This window comes from Bacillus sp. FG16 (assembly GCF_057809515.1).
The window spans coordinates 1-23174 of sequence record NZ_JBMDKC010000088.1 but is presented as its reverse complement, the minus strand read 5'-3'; the positions used below and the strand labels follow the sequence as shown (position 1 = coordinate 23174).

At 35.9% G+C, this 23174-nt stretch carries 17 protein-coding genes and 4 pseudogenes; 6 read left to right on the top strand and 15 right to left on the bottom strand.

From position 1 onward, the window contains the following. Nucleotides 1-51: 51 nt before the first annotated feature. A pseudogene (locus ACODS7_RS24665) lies at nt 52-405 on the bottom strand (ABC transporter substrate-binding protein); the annotation flags it as partial. A 316-nt stretch (nt 406-721) separates the two neighbouring features. Here ACODS7_RS24665 and ACODS7_RS24660 point away from each other — a divergent pair. Then, on the top strand, nt 722-1060 hold the full coding sequence (locus ACODS7_RS24660; protein ID WP_224981096.1) for a hypothetical protein: 339 nt from the start codon (nt 722-724) through the stop codon (nt 1058-1060). A gap of 165 nt (nt 1061-1225) precedes the next feature. Here ACODS7_RS24660 and ACODS7_RS24655 read toward each other — a convergent pair whose 3' ends face one another. Both ACODS7_RS24655 and ACODS7_RS24650 read right to left on the bottom strand, forming a co-directional pair. Beyond that, nucleotides 1226-2203 carry an ornithine cyclodeaminase family protein gene (locus ACODS7_RS24655; protein WP_224981095.1) on the bottom strand — a complete coding sequence of 326 codons (978 nt, stop codon included), beginning with the start codon at nt 2201-2203 and terminating at the stop codon, nt 1226-1228. A gap of 163 nt (nt 2204-2366) precedes the next feature. Beyond that, a complete protein-coding gene (locus ACODS7_RS24650) occupies nt 2367-3371 on the bottom strand; it encodes a proline racemase family protein (protein WP_029441723.1) in 1005 nt (334 codons plus the stop codon). Nucleotides 3372-3579: 208 nt separating this feature from the next. Here ACODS7_RS24650 and ACODS7_RS24645 point away from each other — a divergent pair. After that, nucleotides 3580-3809, top strand: a pseudogene (locus tag ACODS7_RS24645) (YflJ family protein). A gap of 181 nt (nt 3810-3990) precedes the next feature. Here the strand turns inward: ACODS7_RS24645 and ACODS7_RS24640 are convergent. The 3 genes and pseudogenes from ACODS7_RS24640 to ACODS7_RS24630 form a co-directional block, all read right to left on the bottom strand. Continuing rightward, nucleotides 3991-4944, bottom strand: coding sequence for a TRM11 family SAM-dependent methyltransferase (locus ACODS7_RS24640; RefSeq protein WP_243168524.1), 954 nt, complete (start codon nt 4942-4944; stop codon nt 3991-3993). Between the two features lie 150 nt (nt 4945-5094). Further along, nucleotides 5095-6702, bottom strand: a complete 1608-nt coding sequence (locus ACODS7_RS24635) for an N-acetylmuramoyl-L-alanine amidase (protein WP_243168523.1) — start codon at nt 6700-6702, stop codon at nt 5095-5097. Between the two features lie 308 nt (nt 6703-7010). Next, nucleotides 7011-8038, bottom strand: a pseudogene (locus ACODS7_RS24630) (M42 family metallopeptidase). 126 nt (nt 8039-8164) lie between these two features. On the opposite strand from ACODS7_RS24630, the gene ACODS7_RS24625 reads away from it, so the two are divergent. Continuing rightward, nucleotides 8165-8344 (top strand): hypothetical protein, encoded by a 180-nt coding sequence (locus tag ACODS7_RS24625; protein ID WP_016082691.1) that lies wholly within the window; start codon nt 8165-8167, stop codon nt 8342-8344. A gap of 21 nt (nt 8345-8365) precedes the next feature. Here the strand turns inward: ACODS7_RS24625 and ACODS7_RS24620 are convergent, their stop codons facing one another. The 3 genes from ACODS7_RS24620 to ACODS7_RS24610 all read right to left on the bottom strand — a co-directional run bounded on the left by ACODS7_RS24620 (nt 8366) and on the right by ACODS7_RS24610 (nt 9949). Beyond that, nucleotides 8366-8692 (bottom strand): nucleoside triphosphate pyrophosphohydrolase, encoded by a 327-nt coding sequence (locus ACODS7_RS24620; protein ID WP_001277348.1) that lies wholly within the window; start codon nt 8690-8692, stop codon nt 8366-8368. Between the two features lie 17 nt (nt 8693-8709). Further along, nucleotides 8710-9027, bottom strand: a complete 318-nt coding sequence (locus tag ACODS7_RS24615; RefSeq protein WP_243168521.1) for a hypothetical protein — start codon at nt 9025-9027, stop codon at nt 8710-8712. Nucleotides 9028-9136: 109 nt separating this feature from the next. Beyond that, nucleotides 9137-9949, bottom strand: coding sequence for an enoyl-CoA hydratase (locus tag ACODS7_RS24610; RefSeq protein WP_141553267.1), 813 nt, complete (start codon nt 9947-9949; stop codon nt 9137-9139). A 454-nt stretch (nt 9950-10403) separates the two neighbouring features. On the opposite strand from ACODS7_RS24610, the gene ACODS7_RS24605 reads away from it, so the two are divergent. Next, nucleotides 10404-11798: an O-antigen ligase family protein gene (locus ACODS7_RS24605; protein WP_025687936.1), complete on the top strand. Its 1395-nt coding sequence runs from the start codon at nt 10404-10406 to the stop codon at nt 11796-11798. Between the two features lie 199 nt (nt 11799-11997). On the opposite strand, the gene ACODS7_RS24600 is transcribed toward ACODS7_RS24605, so the two are convergent. From ACODS7_RS24600 to ACODS7_RS24585, 4 genes are all read right to left on the bottom strand, one after another. Beyond that, entirely contained in the window at nt 11998-13860 is a 1863-nt protein-coding gene (locus tag ACODS7_RS24600) for an S-layer homology domain-containing protein (protein WP_098629445.1), read from the bottom strand. A 146-nt stretch (nt 13861-14006) separates the two neighbouring features. Beyond that, nucleotides 14007-15095, bottom strand: a complete 1089-nt coding sequence (gene csaB, locus ACODS7_RS24595) for a polysaccharide pyruvyl transferase CsaB (protein WP_001241591.1) — start codon at nt 15093-15095, stop codon at nt 14007-14009. A 143-nt stretch (nt 15096-15238) separates the two neighbouring features. Next, the gene (locus ACODS7_RS24590) at nt 15239-16759 is read right to left on the bottom strand and encodes a putative polysaccharide biosynthesis protein (protein WP_029441714.1); all 1521 of its coding nucleotides are present in this window, start codon (nt 16757-16759) and stop codon (nt 15239-15241) included. 330 nt (nt 16760-17089) lie between these two features. Beyond that, nucleotides 17090-18559, bottom strand: a complete 1470-nt coding sequence (locus ACODS7_RS24585; protein ID WP_098629444.1) for a SulP family inorganic anion transporter — start codon at nt 18557-18559, stop codon at nt 17090-17092. 186 nt (nt 18560-18745) lie between these two features. Here ACODS7_RS24585 and ACODS7_RS24580 point away from each other — a divergent pair, with 186 nt between their 5' ends. After that, a complete protein-coding gene (locus tag ACODS7_RS24580) occupies nt 18746-19210 on the top strand; it encodes a hypothetical protein (protein WP_000954998.1) in 465 nt (154 codons plus the stop codon). 27 nt (nt 19211-19237) lie between these two features. Here the strand turns inward: ACODS7_RS24580 and ACODS7_RS24575 are convergent, their stop codons facing one another. Together ACODS7_RS24575 and ACODS7_RS24570 are read right to left on the bottom strand one after the other, a co-directional pair. After that, nucleotides 19238-20794: a fatty acid--CoA ligase gene (locus ACODS7_RS24575; RefSeq protein ID WP_016082698.1), complete on the bottom strand. Its 1557-nt coding sequence runs from the start codon at nt 20792-20794 to the stop codon at nt 19238-19240. A 276-nt stretch (nt 20795-21070) separates the two neighbouring features. Then, nucleotides 21071-22558, bottom strand: coding sequence for a coproporphyrinogen III oxidase (locus ACODS7_RS24570; RefSeq protein WP_098629443.1), 1488 nt, complete (start codon nt 22556-22558; stop codon nt 21071-21073). 253 nt (nt 22559-22811) lie between these two features. On the opposite strand from ACODS7_RS24570, the pseudogene ACODS7_RS24565 reads away from it, so the two are divergent. Continuing rightward, a pseudogene (locus ACODS7_RS24565) lies at nt 22812-23135 on the top strand (S-layer homology domain-containing protein); the annotation flags it as partial. Nucleotides 23136-23174 lie beyond the last annotated feature (39 nt).

Below are 23174 nucleotides of genomic sequence, written 5' to 3'. Positions count from 1 at the left end.
TTCAAAGGTTAGGAACTGAACAATTGTTAAAATATTAAACGTAACTTATATAATTTTCTTACCATCATGCCATTTCAAATTATCTTTTAACTTCAGTGTCCACGTTAATTGATCTTCTGAAGGCGTAAAGCTCTCAGCAAGAACAAACTTTTTCTTACCTTCTTCCATATGATATAGCGGCGCATATAAAGCTTGCTGCACAGTTAATGACACACGATCATTCGCATAAAGCGGATTCATCGTATCTGGATTATCGCTAACACCAATCGTTAACGCCCCTCCGTCTTTCGGAGTCCCTGATTTACTAGTGCCCGCTTGCTTCGAAGAATCTTTTTCCCCAGAACAAGCCGCTAATGCAATAAGTAATATTAGGACAAATGGTAATGCAAATAACTTCTGTTTCATCTTTCGGCCCCCTTGAACTGTTTATACCCATAAGAAAACTCGGAATTAATCCCGAGTTTTCTTATAAGTTTTAAATTACCACTACCTGTATGTAAAGTCAAACTTTTTTGTAAAACTAGAAAGTTTGAAATCTATTACTGAATTCTTGCGATAAACTATATGTATAAGGATGATAAAATAAAAAGACCACGAATAGGTTACCTCGTAAAATGAGTTAAAAAACTAGTAGCTTACAAAAAAACTCTAAAAGGATTGTTATATATGACCGAAAATATAGAATGGAATTAAAGACAAAAAACACATTTAGGAGGTTATCATGACATTTGATGAATTGAAAAAAAATAAACCAACAACCTCATGGGTTGAGTATGATGAAGATGGGGAATTTTTTACTGAAGAAAATATAAGTGCAACAAATACAGTTCTTGATACTTACATTAACAATTTACAGCGATTAGGAGAGAATCCAACCGAAGTCGAAGTAATGCAAGTTGTTACAGAGGTAGTTATTAAATTAAATGAATTAAATATTGAACATGACCATTTTATTGAAACAATGGAAAGAGAAGATCTCTATGAATTTATCGATACAGCAGCACAAATAGCTGGCTTAGAATCCGAGGAAGATATAACAGAAGAATGGCGTGAATGGTAAAAAGTTGCATCTCTAATAATTAGAGGTGCAGTTTTTTTCATACCCCAATTAAATTAATGATTTGATGTCCGCGCAGAATTCATACATTTCAACATAATATTAAAAGGATTCAATTATAAATACTAGCACACCCACATCAACAAAAAAGACCACCAAAAGGCAGTCTCAAAACTCAATCTTATTCCCTACTCCGCGCTCCACCGCTCTCTCATACAAATACTTCGCAACGATAATATCTACTACCGCTAAACCAACTGATTTGAAAATAGTAATTTCTTCATCATTTTCGCGTCCAGCTTTTTCTCCGCTTATAATTTGACCAAGTTCAGCGTGAATGGCGTTTGCTTTGAATAAACCTTCTTTTATCGGAATTTGAAGGTCTCCTGTTTCGTCTAGTGCTGCTTCTTTTGATTCAACTACTACTTTGTTTGCGCTTGTGATGGCGTGTGAGGGTAGTTCTTGCATGCTCGGTCTGAATGAGCCGACGGCGTTTACGTGGACGCCTTTTTGTAGTGTTTCTGAGAAGACTGGTGTGGATGCATTCGTAGTTGTGACGATGATGTCTGCTTCACGTATTGCTTCATTTGGATCCCTGTAAACGTAAGCTGGTTTACCAAATTTCTCTTGTATATATTGCGCAAATGCATACGCTTTTTCTTCTGTGCGATTGTATAAAATGACTTTTTCGATATCTCTAACCGCAAATATCGCTTCGGCCATTCCCTTCGCTTGTTCACCCGTTCCGATAATGCATAAAGTTTTTGCGTTATGACGAGCTAAATATTTTGTCGCTACTCCTGATAAGGCGCCTGTTCGGATCATCGTTAAGTACGATCCTTCTAAAAGTGCGAGCGGTTCTCCCGTTTGAAAGTCTGATAGCATCACAATCCCGTTGATCGTTTTCTTTCCTACCTGTTTATTTTGCGGGACTACCGTTACTATTTTTACTCCAAGTGCTTCAAGTCCTTCCGCTACTGAAGGCATAATTAATGCCGTATTTCGCTCGTTCGCAAATGGTAATGAGCCTCTTATTGGTGTAATCGTTCTTTCTGCGGAAAATTCTTTTAAAGCAAGCGCCGCGTATTCAATAACCTCATTCATATTTACTAAGTTTCTTTGTTCGTTCGCGCTTATAACTAGCATATCTTTCCACCCCCTCCTTCTATCCCGTATTAACGGGCAGTAAGACTCCCATCTAAAAATCCGGTTGGACAAAGAAGTTACACGGGAGATCAACTGCCCGTAAAAACCCGATTGGTTCAACTAATAATCAGTGGGGAACCCCTCCACTGATTAAAGTTTCACTTTATCCTAACAAAAATCCTCGGTTCAAATCATCTCTCGGATCTACAACGAATTGATGAAATCCTGTAATAAATGCATGACCCGTTACTTTCGGAACGACAGCTTCATATGTACCTACCGCTGTTACCGACAATACTTCTCCCTCGAATTTCCCGTCAGTAATGCATTCGTGGACGAAAATTTCTTCCTTCTGTAAGGCATCTTTTTCAAAAAGAGTTGCGATTCTCGCAGAAGTTCCTGTACCACAAGGAGAACGATCTACTTGCCCATCAGCAAAAATCGTTACATTTCGTAGCGTAGCACCTTTGTCTTTCGGTTCATCTGAAAAAATAACGCCGTATATTCCTTTTAAACCTTCTTCAAGTGGATGCTTCACTTCCATTTTGCTCTCTATATAATGTTTAATTTTACTGCCCCACTTTTGAATAGCAGATAAATCTTTGAAATCAACTTTCAAACCAAATTCTTTACAATCTACAACAGCGTAAAATGCTCCGCCAAACGCAATATCTACTTGAAATTCATAGTTATCTATTTTAATAAGAACGTCTTTTTTGTATACAAAGGAAGGGACATTTTCAAATGATACAGATTCTACTTCACTCCCGTTATATTTTGCATACGCAACAACTTCCCCAGCAGGGCTATCAATAATGAACTTTTGTTTTTCACCCTTTACTTCAAAAATGCCTGTTTCAATTCCTACTGTAATGACAGCAATAATGCCATGACCACACATCGTACTCCATCCTTCATTGTGCATAAATAATACGCCAAAATCAGCGTGAGCACTTGCTGGCGGTGTAATGATACAACCGTACATTCCGTGATGTCCTCTCGGTTCATACATAAGAACTTCACGAAGGTAATCCAAATGTTCCATACAGTATGCGCGTCTTTCCAGCTGCGTTTCTCCTTTTATTTCTGGCACTCCGCCCGTAATAATTCGAAGCGGCTCCCCAGCTACGTGTGCATCAATCGTTGTATATATTTTACTAACCTTCATTTCTATCTCTCCCCTATACGTTGATACTATTTCCAACGCAAGTATCATGCCAAATCGTATAGCATTACTTTTTTCAAATCCCCTCAGCAATGTGTATTCTTTTTTCAACAAATTCATATACAACTGTCTACTTTTTTATACACGGCTTGGATGTTACGTTATAAAACACCTCGATAACTTTGCAATTCCTCTCGTACACACATGCAAAATTCCTTTTACCATTATTATTTTCAATGTAAAGTTACTTCTCCCCCCAACATATACTGTTCAAAAGCAAAAGGAAGTGATCTCATGTATTACGGAACAAAAGGCTGGTACGTAGCTGAACTAAAAAAATTAGGCGTACGCTATCATGAAGGTCGAAAACTAGAAAGTTACCGCGGACACATATTACGCAATTTACTCATCGCACAACAAGAAAAATTAAAAGAACAGTAATATTCTAATGTAACGATATCGACGATTCTCGGAATATATCAGCGATTTTTTAAATTTATCAGCGATTCGCCATGGAATATCGACTTACCGACAAATTCCGCTAATTCATCTATCTACACCACCAATCAATCACACATCAAACTACACTAAAAAGGTCACCCAAACGGGTGACCTTCCTTTCTTATTCACAAACAAGAATTTGTCTAGTAAATGATCCTTTTCTTGTAATACAGCGATCTGTAATTTCAAATCCTGCTTCATGGATCATGTCATCCATTGTTTCCATCGTGACAACGACTACCTTTTTAGCGATGCGGCGCGCACTTGAAAGAATGGAGAGCTGGTCTTCTGGTGTGGCATGTGTAAATAGGTCGTACGGCATATCGATAATGGCAACGTCGTAGTTCTCAGTAATTTCCTCGATTGGTCCTTTTGTTACTGTTCCTTCAAATCCGAAATGTGCGATGTTTTTTCTCGTTCCAAGAACTACAAGTGGATTTATATCTCTACCAACGATGTTAATCCCCATAGAAAGTGCTTCTACTACTACTGTTCCAATACCGCAGCACGGGTCAATTGCTCGTACTCCTTCTGGATTTGGTACAGCGATATTTGCAACTGATCTCGCAACACGTGTGCTAAGTGATGTCGAATAACTATGCGGTTTTTTTATGTGATGATACCAAACTGGTTCGCTTTCTACATAGTGCCCGAAGTACCAGCGTCCTCCAAGAGGAACAATCCCGAATACACGCTCTGGATTACGAACATCCGCTTCTCCTTCAATATGCATGCCAAGGTCTCGTTCAATAAGACGTCTTTCTCCATATTCAATTTTATTCTCCCCAACGAGGTCATTGATTTTAACGAAGATAACTTTAAACGACGCTCCCGCCAAATCAATTTGTTCCACTTGTTTTAAAATACTTTCTAAGTCGTCCCCTTCATACATAACCTCAACGCGCTCTTTAATAAATGCACTTCTACTCGGGTCAATTTTGACATCACTTTTTAAAATATTAACGTGGGACTCCATTCCAAAGAACGAGCGCATTTCCAAGTAACATAAAGCACGCTCCTCCTCACGAAATGCATACGTATATATACAGGCAAGTTTTTTACTATGATTATTCAATCTATTATCATCCTCTATCGTTTAAAATTGTTATGATTACAATTACTCAAATACTTTTTTGTATATAAAATTAAATGATATCATATGCCGGAAATAAAGAGAAACTTTAATAAATAAAAGAGACTGCCAATGGCAATCTCTTATTATTTATTAACGGAAAGAAGACACGTTGTTACCCATTTCTTCATAGTAATCTAAAATACCTTGATAAATAGCTTCCGCTGCATTTTGTCTTTGCGCTGGTGTAGCTATTTTATCTGCATCACTTTTATTATCTACAAATGCTAATTCTGCTAATACAGCTGGCATTGTATTTTCTCTAATTACGTATAAATCGCCTTTTTTCACACCACGATCTTTTGTTCCCAGTGCATCTACAAGACGCTCTTGAATTTTTTCTGCTAGTAAACGACTTTCTGATACGTTAGGATTTGTTCCTCTTGCTGTCGCTGATTCATAGTAGAACGTTTCTGTACCTTGTCCATTTTTCTCTTCCGTGCCATTACCATGAATACTTACAAAAATATCCCCATTATTTTTTTGAGCAAATTCTACACGTTTCTTTAAAGAATCAGAAGCACTTGTTCCTGGACGTGTATCATCTGTACGAGTGAATAACACAGTAAATGGTGTCTTTTTCTCAAATATTTTCTGTAATCGTAATGATACATCTAATACAGTTTCACTTTCTTTCTCATAATAACCTGGATTACCTGAATCCGCTCCACCATGACCTGGATCAATGATAATCGCTTTTCCTTCTAAGAAGTTACCTTGCTTCACTGGATTTAATTGATTTTTATTAACCCATTGGAAACCAGCGCCCATGCGGATACGAACCCAGCTGCCATTCTCTTCAATAACAGTTACTTGCTGTGCGTTATGTGTTCCCATTACTTTTGAAGAAGAAGAAGCTTCTGCATAAGTAGTGAATCCTTCATTAATAACCTCTGTTTTCTCTACTAAAGGTGTCCATTTATCACCGTTACTTGTTGCAATTTTGATCCATCCATCTCGTTCTTCTTTAATTTCAACCATTTGTGGATTATGCTGATTTGCACTAATTCCAGAACTTAATGATGGTGCGTGATATGTAATGAATTTTCTATCTATGTACATTTTCTTTGTTTCTACTGGACGATCACTATTTTTGCTAAATTTATCTGTTTGCGCAGTAAGCTGAGCTGCTTGTTCACGTGTAATAGAATCATTCGGTTTCCAGCCATTCTCTGTACCTAAAGAAAGTTTTAATTCTACTAAAATATTAACTTCTTCTTTACCCCAATGATTCTCTAAATCAGCGAATTTTGTAGGCACTGGTCCTGTTACTTTGCTCTTCAGATTATATGCTCTTACAAGCATAGCTGCCATTTCAGCACGAGTTACTTTTCCTTCAGGATCAAATACTCCTGGTTCTCGCCCTTTAATAATATTCTCTTTTTCCATAGCTGCAATAAATGAAGCTGCCCAACTATTTTTTGCATCATTATAAGACGGCTTTGCATTAGGATCTACTTTAGCACCAATTGCTGTTGCGATAATCTTTGCTGCCTGGGCACGTGTTAAATTTCCGTATGGCATAAAGTTACCATCTGGCATACCGTTAATTACATTTCTCTCTACTAAATAATAAATTGCGTCTTTCGACCACGCACTATCTGAAACATCAGGAAATTTCTTCGTTTCTGCTAAACTACTAATTGGATGTGCTAGTAAATTTGCTGCTAATAAACCTGCGGCTATTGCTTTGTACTTCATGAAAAATAAATCTCCTCTCAAAACTTCATATTCATGCAATCTTTTTAATCAAGCTAAATAAAAAATATTAACTATTAATTAATTCCTTTCATAGTGTATAACATTATATATCTATAGTAAACACGTTTCCGGCCTTATAACAAAAATCGCATATATATAACTTATAATGAATGTATATAAAACAAAACTTTAATCAGCCCACAAATAGCGAGATAAAAAAACGATTAGGACATGTCTCCTAATCGCTTCGCCAAATAAAAAGCTGATTAAAAATAATATTTTTAATCAGCTCTCTATTATCTATGAAATTATTCTTCAATTAAATTAGACATTACATATGCATACACTAATGCTTCTGTATGCGCAATAGAACTTTCATGTGTACGTTCAAATGCGTGAGAAGAATCAATACCCGCTCCAATTAACGCATGTTTCACATCAAATCCCGCGCGAATCGCAGCTGATGCATCAGATCCGTAGTACGGATAAATATCTACTTTATATTCAATATGATTCGTTTTCGCAAGCTCTAATGATACGGGCCGCTAGAGTCTTTTGCACAAATAGATACTGTATATTCATCAGATGTTTGTCCATCACCTAACGCTCCCATATCAACTGCTAAGTATTCAACAGTTTCGTCTGGAATATTAGAATTACCACCGTATCCAATCTCTTCATTATTAGAAATTAAGAAATGCGTCGTATATGGTAATGTTACGTTTTCATCTTGTAATCTTTTAATTAATTTTAATAAAATCGCAACACTTACTTTGTCATCTAAATGACGTGATTTTATGTATCCACTCTCTGTAATTTGAACGCGCGGATCAAATGACACGAAGTCTCCTACTTCAATTCCTAATTCGCGTACTTCATCAGCTGAAAATACGCGCTCATCTATACGAACTTCAATATTTTTCTCATCGCGTTTTGCTTCACCTGCATCTTTATATACATGTACAGATGTTTGATGCATTAAAATCGTTCCTGTATACGTCTTGCCACTTGATGTTTCAATTTCGCAATATTCTCCTTCTACAGAGTTCCAACGAAATCCACCAATCATAGAAAGACTCAGGCGACCATCAGGCTTAATTTCTTTCACCATCGCACCTAACGTATCAACATGTGCCGTTAATAAGCGGTGCTGCGCATCATTCTTCCCTTTTACTGTTAAAATAAGAGCACCCTTATTATTACGTTTCGTTTCTACGTTCCACTCACTGACATAGTTTTCAATGAAATTAATAATTTTCGCCGTATTTCCAGACGGACTCGGAATAGAGACAAGCTCCTTAATCAGTTCCATCGTTTCTTTCGTATGATGTGCCATTGTCGTTTCCTCCTCATTTTCTCTACTATTCAGTATACAAAATTCGCCAGAAAACCTCTACTCATATAGCTTAATTTTCTAAATTGTAGTAAAATTCTTTTTAGTATACAAAAGGAGTCCTGAAATATGAATATATCAAAGAAATATATACACATTGCACTCATTTGGTTTTTAGCATCATTATTTTGTTTACAAATCTCTTATGCCATTCATACTACTACTTCTATTACAATTGGCTGGATATTAACAGCTATCTTCTTCATTATTAGCTTTATTGCAACAAAAAAGCATAGCGTTAATGAGTAACGCTATGCTTTTCCTATAAAACTATTCTTCTGAAACATCTAATAAATAAATCCCTCTTTCAAATCCACCGCGCTCTACTTCTTTTTTCTTACGAAGGCGTTCTACATCTTCAATCGATGCACCTTCTGCACGTGCTAATGAAATGATTACTTCTAGTGCATCCGCAAGAGAATCTAGCGCATGTTCGCGTTCTTTCATAGAAGCAAATTCACGAATTTCTTCCGTTCCAATTTTCGCTAAAGCCTGTATGTATGCTTGACCTGTTAATTTTTGTGCTGTATACGTTTTTCCAGACATTAAAATCTTCTCTGGAACACGATCTCTTACTAACTTGTTATATGCTGACATCATTCATCCTCCTATATTTAATAACACCCGAGCTCTGCTTTATAGAAAAACCATTCCTTCTTCACACATGCACTAATCATATCAATTCCTGATCCGTGTGCTCTTACATGCGGAAAGAAATAGTGCTCCGAGTCTTCTTCATTACCGTATAAGGTTTGGTGCTCATCTGGAATCGCTTCTTTTTTCACGTCTTTTTCTTTCGTCACCCCGTCAGAAAACGCAACACTTGGATGTCCCTCAAAAAATAACGCAGTCCGAACTGCCACAGATGGTGTACTATGCAAAGCATAATATGTAAGCAAAATAATAGTCATAATACCGATCATTTTCTTCATGTATTACTCCTTAAAAAAAGTGCTAACACAATTATACTAAAATGTGTTAGCACTTTCTCCCCTTTATCCCGAATTAACGAGCTAATAATCAGTGAGGAATGGACAAACTTTATTCCCCTTTAAATGCTGGTAAACGTTTCTCTAAAAACGCAGCAATTCCTTCTTTATGATCCGCTGTTTGTCTCATTGCATATTGACCACGCTTTTCTAATTGCAATGTTTGCTCTAAATTAGAGCGATTTACTTCACATAAAATTTGCTTCGTTTGAATCATTGCTTTAATCGGTTTTTGTGACCATTCACTAATTTTTTGCTTCACAGCCGTTTGGAAATCTTCGCCGATTACTTCATCAATTAAGCCGATATCAAGCGCTTCACTCGCCGATAATTTCTTGCCTTCCCAAATAATTTGCTTCGTCATATTTTCACCGACGCGCTTTTGAAGGAAGAAATGACCGCCTCCATCTGGAATTAAAGCGATTCCAATAAAGTTCATTGCAATAACAGATGATATATCCGCCATTACATAATCAGCTGTTAACGCAATACTTAATCCAAGACCTGCAGTTGGTCCATGAATTGCACTAATAACAAGCTTTGGCATCGTATATAACGTCACGACAACTTCAGAAATGGTATTCATAATGCCATCAAACTTACTTTCATCATTACTTGAAAGCATCGATTTAATATCCCCACCCGCAGAAAAACCACGGCCGTTCCCGCATAACACAACGATATGCGCAGAACTTTCCGCTACTTCTTTCAACTTTTGTAATAACTCTTTTAATGTCGGCTCATCTAACGCATTTAACACCTCTGGGCGATTGACCATAACCGTTGCAACGTTACCTTCATATTTCACAACGACAGATTCTGTTTTACTTGTTATTTCCATTATATATACCCCTCTTTTCTCCATAAAGATTATACTTATATAATTATAGAAAAGCATTAAAAAATCCTTCTTTTTTCTTAATTTTCTGTCTAATAATCTCGCAATTTGTACATATACCGTATAAAACATACAATTCCGTTGAAAAATATAGAAATTAAAGTCGGTTTATCCATGCTTTTCATCTATTTACCATTACAATGAAATGGTGTATTCTTAAGTTTGATAAAGTGAGACTTTAATCAGTGGGGGGTGTTCATCCCCCACTGATTATTAGTCCTCACCAATCGGGCTTTTACGGGCAGTTGATCCCCACCTAACTTCTTTGCTTCCGCTGTATTGTATTTTGAGGCGGGGTCTTACTGCCCGTTAATGCGGGATAAAAAACAAATATTGAAATTCATTCGCCTTACTATGTAAAAAAGGCTTTATACCCATCTTTTGGGTGTTGTAATAAAGGAATGAAGAACTGGAGGAACATATGGTTAATAAGTTGAAACAAACGGATAACTACTTCCCACATTTCCTATTGCTATTCATTGTGTTTCAACCAATTTTAGATTTATTAACATCTTTTTCAATCTATATATTACACATGAGCGCAACAGTTGGAGTTGTAGTCCGTTTCGCCTTTATGCTTCTTGCATTAGGATACCTACTTCTTCATCACAAACAACAAGATGCGAAAAAGTACATCCTCTATTTATGTTTACTCGGAATCGCACTCGCAATCGGTCTTGTAAATAATATGATGGTTAAATCGCCAGTTTCATTTGGAGAAGAAGTTAAATTCATTTTAAAGAGCGTATATCCAATTGTGCTACTGTTTGGATATATTATCGCCTTTAAAGAGCTAAAAAATAAAGAGTATGTATTTCATAAAATCATTACATATTTCTTATATGCAACTTTAATTTTAAGTATCACTATGATTGTCGCAATGCAAACTGGAACGGATTTTCCAAGCTATCCTCACTCAAAAATCGGTTCAAGAGGTTGGTTCTTCGCTGGAAATGATTTAAGTTCTCTTTTCGCCATTATGTTCCCAATCATTGTCTTATATTCGATTCATAAAACAACTTCTTTCTCGAAAATATATTACTGGATTCCAACAATACTTGCGATGTATGCAAGTATTATGGTCGGAACGAAAGTCGGATATGGCGCAATTGTTATTACATTAGGCGTAGCACTTTTCTTCTCATTCATTGAATATATGATAAATCGTAAAAAAGAAGGAAAAGGATTCACACATATTGTAAATACCGTTGTTGCCGCAGTTATACTAGGAGGTTTAATTGTTCTTACACCGCATACTCCTATCGCAAAAAATATGGGCATTCACATGCAAATATACGAATATAAAAAATCAGTACAAGAAGAAAAAGATCGAAAAGAAGGAAAAGTAATTAAAGAAGATCCAGAAGATGCAAAAAAACATGCAAAAGGTGAACTTACAGATTCTGAAGTAAAAAGTTTAATTTACAGCGATCGCGACAAATTCTTAAAAACATACAAACAGTACTATAAAGACGCACCGCTTTCACAAAAACTATTCGGAATGGGTTACGCTGGTAACTACACAGATAAAATTAAATTAATTGAAATGGACTTCCATGACCTATTTTTCGCATTTGGAATTGTCGGTTTCCTTATTTACTTAATACCACTTCTATACTTTGGTATTAAATTATTCATCCGCATGATCACAAACTTTAAGAAAATCATGACCGTAAAGTATATGCTATTAGCGAGCACACTCATTCTATCACTTGGCATTGGCTTTATGTCTGGCCACGTATTAACAGCGCCAGCCGTTAGTATTTTCTTCGTTGTTATACTCGCTTATATCATTGTTGATTTTGAAATTGAATAAAGTGAAACTTTAATCAGTGGGGGTTTTGTTCATCCCCCACTGATTATTAGTTGAACCAATCGGGCTTTTACGGGCAGTTCATCCCCCACCTAACTTCCTTGCTTCCACTGAATTTTGAGGTGGGGGATTACTGCCCGGCAAATAGCGGGATAAAAAGAAGGTGCTACGAAATATTAGTAGCACCTTCTTTTTTATTTAATTAATGTTTTACGTACTCTAAGCTTTCTTTTGCAATATACGCTTCTGTTACAGTAGGGTTATCTGAAATAACTTTAACCCACGCTTTTCCATTTATTATTTCTTCACCAGTAACTGTAACAACTACATTTGTATTTAAACGATACAGTCGCTCATTTGATATACTAGGATTCTTTTTCACTTCCACGTTATTCATCACACGTGCAAGTTTGTACTTGTTGTATTCTTTTTTACCTAAATAAGAATCAAAACGGTTCATATGCCCCGCTACTTTTTTACCCCAGTTCGCATCAGATGCATATTTCGCATTTAAACCAGCAGCTTTATCACCTGTATATGTTGCTGTATAACGCCAATGTCCTGGATTTAAATATCCTTCATTCATGTATAATTTTGCTGCATGTTCAATACAATCTTCTTTTGAATTGAATGCTTCTCCGTTACCATATGGACTATCGTCTGTTGCTTTTAAACCAAATAAATTATTTTTGTCTTTTGCAAGAGCGCTTGTTCCATAATAACTTTCATGAATTGCTAATGAATATAAGAATAATGCATTTACATTATACTTGCTTTCTACTTCTTTAAATTTCTTTCCTAAACCAATTAATGGAGAGTCTGGCTTAATCGATTTCACATAACTATCTAGTTGTTCAGCTGTATAATCTGTTTTCGAACGTAATGATAAATAATTGAAATATTGATAGAAAGTTTCGTCTCCGAATGTCTTTCCATCTACACTATACATTTGCTGTCCTTGCTTCATGAAAGAAGGTGCCACACCATATCTAAATTCTGTATATCCAGGTGAACTTGTATTATATGTATAATATTTATGGTATAAATATCCATCTGATTTCACATAATAAGACGATTGTTTCATTTCATTTGTAGGAATTAAAGTGATTTCATTCTTCTTCACATAACCTGTCAAACCAGAAACTTGAACTTTCACACGATCTTCGCCAACTTCTAACACTTTAAATTCAGTTCCATACTGAAGATACGTATATACTGTTGACAATTTCTCATCATAAATATTAATGATGTTTTGCCCAGTTATTCTTTTCGCACTTGCAAAACCATCTTTAATCCATAAAAATTCGTTCTCGTATTTCACCGCATTCATACCTGTATTTTGAGCAGCCGTAACCGCTTCTTTATACGTATTATAGCGCTCTACTTCTTGCTCTGTTCCATTTTCTCTTACATTTGTCACAACATATTTCTTAGTTTCTACAGGATTGCTATTTCCGTTTTTTTCAATCGTCTGAAGCATGCGATCCAACATAGCTGAAGCCATCCCTCTTGTAGCTGATAAATGTGGTCTAAATGTATTATCTTCTGGATACCCTTTAATAATTTGAGTAGCCACCATAACTTGCACATGCTCTTTATAGTTAATACTATCTTTATCAGTAAAGGTAAGCGGACTTACAGCTACTTTAATATTTTTATAGTCTAACGCTCGCTTTACCATTATCGACATTTCTTCACGTGTAATCACATCATTTGGTGAGAATGTCTCGTTCGTACGACCATTAATAATTTTCGCTCCATATGCTCTACTTACACCATCATATAAACCGTAAGTCTTCGGCACATCCTCGAAATTCGAATCAGCTTTCGGTAAATTTAAAGACCTTGCTATGAATGTAGCAAACTCTGCTCTTGTTACTAATTTATCAGGCGCATATACATTGTCTCCATACCCCATTAAAACTCCTTTAGTAATAAGTGAGCGCATATTCGTCTCAAACATATGTCCTGTAATATCATCATTTGCCGCATAACTTGAAATAGGAGTTAAAAGTAATGATCCCGTTAATGCCACTGCTGTTATACCTTTTGAAAAAGTCTTCAAGGTTATCCTCCTCGTAATCTACGAATTTATTATCACAAATTTGATTATATAATACTCACAATCATTTTAGCATAATAAATAGGAATTAAAATAAAACGTTTTTTAATTAGAATTTTCATTACATTCAAAACAAAATAAAAGACACTTTACTTTTTTAATAAAGTGCCTTTTTCCATATGATCAATGAGTTTCTTTGTTGCCTGTTTGCCTTGCAACCGAAGCTCATCTATTGTCAATTGTAACTCTTGCTGCACAGTTCCTTGTTGCATTAATTGCTTTTTCGCAATTTCATATAAATATTCAGCACTCCATTCGCCATCCACACTTCCTATAACTGGCTGATTCACTTGACTTAAAAACGAATCAATTTTCGGATCGTATGAAATCCCGACCATTGGAGTTTTGGCTACAGCAGAAAAAACAAGTGCATGAAGACGCATACCAATTAGTAGTGAACATTGTGATAAAATGAATATTTTCTCGTCGATATCCATTTTATATGGAAGCATATACGTCTCTTCTCCCATTAAGTCTACTACTTCACGCGAAGCTTTTTGATCAAATGGCTCATGCATTGGAACAAATAAAATTTGGTATCCTTCTTGCTTTAATTTTTTTAATGCCGCAGCTAATTTTTTTATATAATCTTCTTTTGCATTCCAATAACGCACACTAACCGCGATTACTTTTCCATGTATCGAATGCTTTTGCAACCAATCCGATTGTTTTGTCCGTTTCCATGTTAAAACAGGGTCTGGAACAATTTCAATATCGTTTTTTATACCAAGTTCTTTTAAATATAAAAACGAATCCTCATCTCGAACTGATACATAGGAAGCTTTTGACAAGTTCCATTTTACTAATAGACGATTATATCCTTTTGTAATTGGACCTATTCCTTGTGAATAAATATAATACGGCTTTTTTAATAATCGAGCGAGTCCCATAATACCCGTATAATATAGAATACTCTTCGTACTTGTCTGATCTTGAAGAAGGCTCCCGCCACCACTAATAACTCCATCACTGTTTTTGATCGCATGATAAACAGCTTTTATATCCCAGCGATCTACCGATTCTACACCATACATTTCCTTCGTATATTTAGAATCATTTGATAGTACTACTAGTTCTATATCCGGGTTCTCTTTACTTAACGATTCAATAATTGATTGTAGAATCGCCTCGTCTCCAACATTATAAAAACCATAATATCCTGATAAGACTAAACGCACCCTAAATCTCCTCCAAAACTAGGTAACCGTTTATTTCATCTAACATAAACTGGTACCCATTCCTTACCTAAACACTTGATACCCTACATAGTTTCCTCTTTATCAGCTCATATGAATTTTAATAAAAAATTAAATTTCTATATTTATCTTTTCAAAAATGGTATTTTTTTTATTGATATCCATTTTAATTTCAAAGCACATACACCATACAAAATGGTTGTAATACTTAATGCTATACCACTGAATAATAACGTCATAATTCTTGAAGATGTAACATCTATCACATTACATAGTTCATACAATCCTAGTCCCAAAATACATGCTATTGCTAGCACACCAAAAAAGCTTTTTAAATGAATAGAATAGGCAATATAGCTTCGAATATACAAATGATTTACAATACAAATCAATACGTAAGTAATTAATGTACTATACGCCGCTCCATCTATGCCAACCTTCTGCACTAACATTATGTTTAATACGACTTTCACACAACTCGCACCAATAACAACCCATGCAGCTTGTGCAGAACGATTAATCCCCTGTAAAACACCTATTGATAATACCATAACCGCAGTAAAATACGAACTGCCAATCATAACTGTTAACATACTACTGCCTTTTACGTCTGTGAACAATCCGACATTTAACGGTACTGTTAATGCCATCAACCATATTGTTAATGGTGCTGTCAAAACATGCGTTAGTCGATTTGTATTTTGAATTGTTATTTTCGCCAAATTTATATCTCTTTTGGCCAATGCGGAAGTTAAGAGTGGTATTAATGGAAATACAATTGCACTTGCAAAAATAACAATTATTTGCGTGAATGCAAAACCACGACTGTATATTCCAAATTGTTCTTGAATTTCTGTTGATGATCCTTGTAATACATGCGGTATTGTAAGCGAGTCTACTAAATTTAAAAGTGGCATTGATAAAGCTCCGATAGCGATTGGGATCGATACCCGCAATATCTTTTTGCCGTTTTCTCTTAAATCTCGGAGTGAATAGGAATTGCTTTTATTGTAGTATGGACTTCTATTATATTTTATACGCAAATATATAAGCGAACTAATGACTCCAAGAAAAGAGCCAACCATCGCACCACTAGTAATAACAGTATTACTCTTATCCCATGATACTAGTATGTAAGCAATTATTAACATAAAAAACACACGTACAAATTGCTCAATGACCTGTGATACCCCTGTTGGTTTCATATCACCGAAACCTTGAAAATACCCTCTATAAACCGCCATGTATGGCGCAATGAGTAACGCTAATGAAGTAATAAGCAACGGCATTCTAGTTTCTTGTCCACCAAGCATATTTGCAATTTCAATAGAAAATAATACAATGACTAAACAGCCGAAAACGCCAAATGCTATCCCTATAATTGACGCTGATTTAAATAATTTCGCAATTTCCTTTTGCTTATTTTTTTCGTTCAACTCTGCAATTAGTTTCGAAATTGCAAGTGGAACTCCGGCTACCGATAATGTAAGAGCAATCATATATACAGGAAAAACAAGGCGGAAAATACCGAGCACTTCATCTCCTGCAATATTTTGTAATGGAATTTGAAAAAAACTACCAAGCAATTTCGACAAAAAAGTTGTAATTGTTAAAATCGCTGCTCCTTTTACAAATGTTTTATTCATATTTTTTCTCTTTTCTTTTATACATATACTCTCAAACATATTGTTTTAAACGATAGGAATTCACTTTATCCCATTGGTTATCATAACAAATTTATTATAGGTTGAATACTTGGTTTTTTTTACAAAATAGAAAAGAGAACCAATTCACGCCTATCTCTTCACACTCTAATTTCTAATTCCTTCCATTATATGTACACATTATAACTATTTTCGTTACTCAAAAAGAGCTCTTCTCTATCACTGCAGTACATATTACTAAAAACATTATAAGAATATCCCACAACTCTACATTATAATGTATGTAAAATTGTGAGATATTCTAATTACCATCTAAACACTTAAGATCTTCAATTGTTCTTTCTGTTCATCGTTCGCCATTACTACGATTGTTTTTTCAATACTCGGGTGTACTTGCTCAAGCTTTACACTTGCCCCTGCTTTATTTGATTGCTCAACAAAATTTAATAATGCCATAGCTCCTGATACATCCATATAACGCACATCTTTCATACGTAAAACAACCGGTGACTTCACATCTTGTAAAGTAGAGAAAATACGATCTACTGATAAGAAAGAGAGCGGTCCTTGAATCGTATACGTTTCTTCTCTTTCTTTTACGATAGAAGTTTTACGTTCTTTACATTTCACCATATATATGATGAACGAAAGAATAATACCGAATGCAACAGCAATCATTAAATCGAACTTCACCGTCACAATCATCGTTACGAGCATAACAACGACATCACCTTTAGGAGCGACATGTATCTTTTTCATGCTTTCCCAATCGAACATTCCAATACCAGTTAAAATTAAAATACCTGATAGTACAGCAAGTGGAATATATTGTACGACCGAACCAAGCCCCATAATAAAAATGAATAAGATAACACTATGCATACACGCCGAAAGTGCCGTTTTACCGCCACTTCTTATATTCACGATAGACCTTACAGTCGCACCTGCACCTGCTAATCCGCCAAACAATCCGCTCATCATATTACCGATACCTTGTCCAACGAGCTCTTTATTACTTTTATGACGTGTACCTGTCACATTATCCATTACGACCGATGTTAACAACGAGTCAATCGATCCTAATAAAGCAATACTAAGCGCTGGTAAAATAAGTGCTGCTATTCCTGTTCCACTTAAAGATGGAATATGAAGCGTAGGTATCGCTTCTGGAATGGTTCCAATCTTTTCAATTACTTTATTTAACGAAAGATTTCCGATAATCGGTAAATTTACTGTAAGTCCTTCGAGTAGAGAAGAAAATAAAGGTAGTAAAGCTGTCACACCGACTAGTGCTACTAAACTAGACGGAATCGCCTTAATCCATTTACCAGAAACAATCATTACAATAATCGTTAACACAACAAGTAGAAAACTATTTTGTACGTGCTTTATTTCGCCTAAAATAATGATTAATGCAATACCATTCATAAATCCTGAAACGACAGGATACGGAATATATCGAACGTAAGAACCTAGCTTACATACACCGAATAAAATTTGAAATAACCCTGCCATCATAAAGGCAATAAAACTTGCCTCTAACCCGTGCGTCGCAATAACTCCTGTTGCGATAACGGTAATTGGTCCAGTTGGCCCCGTTACTTGCCCAGGTGTCCCGCCAAATAACGCTGCGAATAAACCTGCAAAAATCGCACCATACAATCCAACAAGCGCTCCCTCAGACGTTCCTGTCGCAGCAATACCAAATGCAATCGCAAGTGGTAACGCAACGATCGCAACAGTAAATCCTGCTAAACATTCCTTTGCTATTTTTTGAAACATAAAAAACCACCTTTGTATAAAGTCCATGTTCCATTGTACACCTAAAAAGATATATTCGTTAGTTCACTTTTTACATTCTCGTGACGGAAAGGTATTCAATGAAAAGTTTCCCCCTTATCTTTGGAAACAATTGCAACTATGCTATAATGAACAAATTAAATCTTTTACTATATACTTGGAGGCACTATGCTAACTTTTGAAGAAAAATTATCGATTATTGAATCTTTCCCAGAACTAGAAAGAAAGAACGTATCATTAAAACGTGTAAACTTCCACTTTGAAGAAAGTCGTTTAGATAAAAAGAACGTTGTATTTCATTTACACCCAAATGGAAATGGATTTGTGTATGCAAGCGGTATTAAAGGTTACAAAACGGATGATAAAGGTATGGTTAACATCCGTGAGTTTTCAGCAGAAGAGTTACGTTCAGTAATTGAGAAATCAATTGACCTTCTATCACAAGAAGAAGTAGTAGCACCTGTAGAACCTGCAAAAGAAGAAGAATGGCAGAACGAAGATGGTCATATTCTTACTCTTATTTCAGAGGATGACATGTGGAACGTGTACGCTGGTGTAAACTTAGACGGTACATTCAACTCTTATCCAGAAGCTGCGGAATACCTTGATGAAGAAGGTTTTTCACGCAAATAAAAATAGAAAGTGGGTGTCCCCCACTCTCTATTTTTTTGTCCCTTTCAACGACTCCCTCAGCACAAACTTCTGCAACTTCCCGCTCGCATTACGCGGAAGTTCATCTACAAATAAATAATGACGCGGACGCTTATAATCTGCTAATTCGTCACTTTCTTTGCAATACGTTTCTAAATCAGCTTCTGTTATTGTTTCATCTTTCTTCACAATAACTGCCACCACACGCTCTCCCCATAATTCATCTGGCTCACCAAGTACCGCCACATCTAATATACCGGGATGACTATGAAGGAAATCTTCAATTTCGCGAGGGTAAATATTTACACCACCGCTAATTACCATATCATCAACGCGATCTGCAACGAATAAATAACCATCCTTATCGAAGTATCCTAAATCACCAGAATGATACCATCCTTTATACATCGATTTTTTATTCGCCTCTTCACGATTATGATAGCCAGCCATCATAGTTGGACCGCGCAAAATAATTTCTCCCACTTCATAAGGAGGTAATACATCATCTGGTTCTGCCGGTGCCTCCTCGTTCGGCTTCACAATACGAACTTCATGGCTAAAGCATGGCGTGCCTGCTGAACCAGCTTTCGTAATTTGATCCTCCTCTACGAGAAACGCAACAACTGGTCCCATTTCTGTCATTCCGTATATTTGAACAAGATCAATATAAAGACGTTCTTTACATTCCTTCACTAACGCCGGTGCCATTGCCGCTCCGCCATATATACCGATTTTCATTGAAGTTAAATCATACTGAGTTAAATCTTTTTGCAACAACATATTCCACATCGTCGGTGCTGCAAAGAACGTCGTAATCTTTTCTTCTTGAATCGTATGTAATACTGTGTCTGTATCAAAATGATGCAAAATGACATTCTTTCCGCCAACTTGAATGCGTGGTATGATTCCGGCATTTAATTCACCACAGTGATATAAAGGCGCAACAACAAGCCCAACACTATCTCTATTATATTTTAGGAAATACGTACAAATCATACTATGCTCAGCCATTTCACGATGACGATGTAATACGCCTTTCGGATGACCTGTCGTACCGCTCGTATAAAGCATAGAACAAAAATCCATTTCATCAATTTCGATATTTACTTTCTCAGAAGATGCTGCATTCACTTTTTCATGGTAGGAACTTGCATAGGAAGGTTTATCGTTTTCTATAGACCAAAAAGATGTATTTGGAAAATCTCGTTCAATGATAGCAACAGTTGACTCAACTGCTTTTTCAAAGACAACGACTTTCGAGGATGCGTCCTGAAGAATATAAGATACTTCTTTCGCCTTTAAGCGAAAGTTAATCGGGTTAAAAATTGCACCAATTTTCGCACAAGCTAAGTAAACGTTTACAAATTCATGGCAGTTATATAAGTAAACAGATACCGTATCTCCCTTTCTTACTCCATCTTCTAATAGAGCGTGCGCCGTTTTATTTATTTGTGCATCCCACTGTTTATATGTCCAGCGAATATTTTTTTCAGGTTCCACTAACGCCTCTTTATTCGGATACTTACCAACAGATAAATCAAAAATTCTCCCTATCGTCATGTACATGCCAACAATTTCCCCCTTTTCTCTTTCATAAATCTATCATTTCGTCCATAAGTAGACATTGTCCTTCAATGTTTTGACTAATTTTTCTGATTATTATCGACATAGTTTTACAAACAGCGCCACTTATCGGTAAGTGAAATTATATTGGCGATTTTTTGAATATATCGGCCACAACTTTAATCAGTCCTCACCGATCAGGCATTTACAGGCAGCAAAACTCCCACAAATAGCGGAATAAAAAAGAGGCTATTCCACATCGGAACAACCTCTTTCTTCTTATACAAATAGCTCTTCTAAAATTTTCAGTTTATCTTCTGTATATTTTACGAAGCCATCGTTATATGATTTTGGATCTTTCGGATTCGCGAAGTGCGTAATTGCTCCCGTCTTCGGATGAACAAATTTACTTGATGCACCACAGCCAAGTCCGATAATCGATTGTACTTCTTCCATAATGACAATGTTGTAAATACTTTCTTGCGTCGGCATTGCATAACCAACGTTCTCTAAGTTACCTAAAATATTCTTTTGACGATATAGGTAATATGGTACGTAATTATGTTTTTGCGTCCACTCTTCTGCTTCGTGCATCATCGCTGTAATTTCTTCGCGACCTGCTACTTTATATTTACGTTTGTTTTGCGTCATTTCAGAAGCACGTTTAAATGATAACGTATGAACTGTTAATGATTCTGGCATTAACTTTTCTGTTTCATCTAACGTGTGCTTGAAGATATCTAGCCCTTCACCAGGAAGACCAATAATTAAGTCCATATTAATATTGTTCATTCCCATTTCACGAGCTAAGTGATACTTCTCAATTGTTTCTTCTACAGTATGATGACGCCCAATTGCTTTTAATGTCTCTTGATGGTATGACTGCGGATTAATACTAATACGGTCAATATTCCATTTATTTAACACTTCTAGCTTTGCTGGCGTGATCGTATCTGGACGACCTGCCTCAACTGTTACTTCACGTACATTTTTCACGTCTGGGAACGCTTCGTACATTTCTTCATACAGCATATCCATCTCTTCCGCTGTAATACTTGTAGGTGTACCGCCGCCATAATAAATCGTCGTAACTTTCACACCTTTTCCTTTTAAAAACTTACCAATTTCACGAACTTCATAATGTAAACCACCTAAGAACGAATCAACAGACCCTTGGCGTCCATTAATCGCATAAGCCGGGAATGTACAGTATGCACATTTCGTTGGGCAGAACGGAATACCTATATAAATACTTACTTCTTCTTTCAAACGGTATAAATCCGGAACAACTGCTAATTGGCAATCAACAATACGCTGAAGAAGTTCAATTTTCTCTTCATGAATTAAATAACTTTCACGAAGTTCTTGATGCGCTTCTTCTTTTGACATACCATTTTGAAGCATTTTATGAAGAAGTTTCGTCGGACGTACTCCCGTTAAAATACCCCAGCTTTGTTCAAGTCCAGTTAACTGCTGAAGAACAGAAAGATATACATAAGAAACAACGTGCTTCACTTGCTTCATACGCTCTTTTTCATCTGTGAAAGCAGATAAATCTTTCGAGAATGTCTCTTCATACACATTTCCTGTGCTAACATCCGTTAATCGAGCGGATGCTTTCACATTATCCTCAATGTGTATATCAACGATCAGATTCGCTTCCTCTTGTTCAAATCCAATCGTACTATCTTCAAAAAATAAGCCGCCAATATTTTGTAGCGGACGTAAAAAACGATCATCTTGTAACGTTTTAATTGAAATTAACACATTATCACCTTTTCATTTGCAAACTCTCTTTAGTTTACTTGAAGGGCGTTTACAGGTCAATACAGAAGGTTTTACCTGTTTCTCTTACATTTTTTCAAATAATTCTTTTTATGAATATCGCTCATGTATATAGACATCATGATTTTCTCTTGTTAAAATTTATTAGTACAAAAAATCGTTACATAGCGAAAATACAATATATAAAGGAGGAATGTTAACACTAGATTCCATAATCTAATGTGTTAAAAAAAATATGAAAAAGAAATTTTATAGTGTATTAACTCTCTCTCTTGCATTACAAACTGTTCTTGCACCTACTTATTCATTTGCAGAGAGTGCTGAAAAATCCGCCGAAGTATATACGGAGGATCAAGTTTTTAAAAGTATTAAAGAGCATGTTAATGAGCATAGTACTCATGAAGAAGATATCGAGGTTACTGGCCAATTCCTACTATACACTTCAAAAAAACATTCATTATATACCGCGAATGATTTAAAAAACAAATCGAATATCGAGATTACAGAACAAGTCGTAACGGCGACAAAGAAAAAAGGAAATGCTTACTATATAAGTTCCGTTTAATGTTTTAACATCGATAAAAGTGTCTATACTGCT

Coding starts and splice junctions, on each gene's coding strand:
- ACODS7_RS24650 (WP_029441723.1), bottom strand. CDS start 3,371: ATGAAGGTTAGTAAAATATATACAACGATTGATGCACACGTAGCTGGG.
- ACODS7_RS24590 (WP_029441714.1), bottom strand. CDS start 16,759: ATGAATAAAACATTTGTAAAAGGAGCAGCGATTTTAACAATTACAACT.
- ACODS7_RS24660 (WP_224981096.1), top strand. CDS start 722: ATGACATTTGATGAATTGAAAAAAAATAAACCAACAACCTCATGGGTT.
- ACODS7_RS24610 (WP_141553267.1), bottom strand. CDS start 9,949: ATGGAGAAAAGAGGGGTATATATAATGGAAATAACAAGTAAAACAGAA.
- ACODS7_RS24580 (WP_000954998.1), top strand. CDS start 18,746: ATGCTAACTTTTGAAGAAAAATTATCGATTATTGAATCTTTCCCAGAA.
- ACODS7_RS24615 (WP_243168521.1), bottom strand. CDS start 9,027: ATGAAGAAAATGATCGGTATTATGACTATTATTTTGCTTACATATTAT.
- ACODS7_RS24575 (WP_016082698.1), bottom strand. CDS start 20,794: ATGTACATGACGATAGGGAGAATTTTTGATTTATCTGTTGGTAAGTAT.
- ACODS7_RS24635 (WP_243168523.1), bottom strand. CDS start 6,702: ATGAAGTACAAAGCAATAGCCGCAGGTTTATTAGCAGCAAATTTACTA.
- ACODS7_RS24625 (WP_016082691.1), top strand. CDS start 8,165: ATGAATATATCAAAGAAATATATACACATTGCACTCATTTGGTTTTTA.
- ACODS7_RS24655 (WP_224981095.1), bottom strand. CDS start 2,203: ATGCTAGTTATAAGCGCGAACGAACAAAGAAACTTAGTAAATATGAAT.
- ACODS7_RS24585 (WP_098629444.1), bottom strand. CDS start 18,559: ATGTTTCAAAAAATAGCAAAGGAATGTTTAGCAGGATTTACTGTTGCG.
- ACODS7_RS24620 (WP_001277348.1), bottom strand. CDS start 8,692: ATGTCAGCATATAACAAGTTAGTAAGAGATCGTGTTCCAGAGAAGATT.
- ACODS7_RS24605 (WP_025687936.1), top strand. CDS start 10,404: ATGGTTAATAAGTTGAAACAAACGGATAACTACTTCCCACATTTCCTA.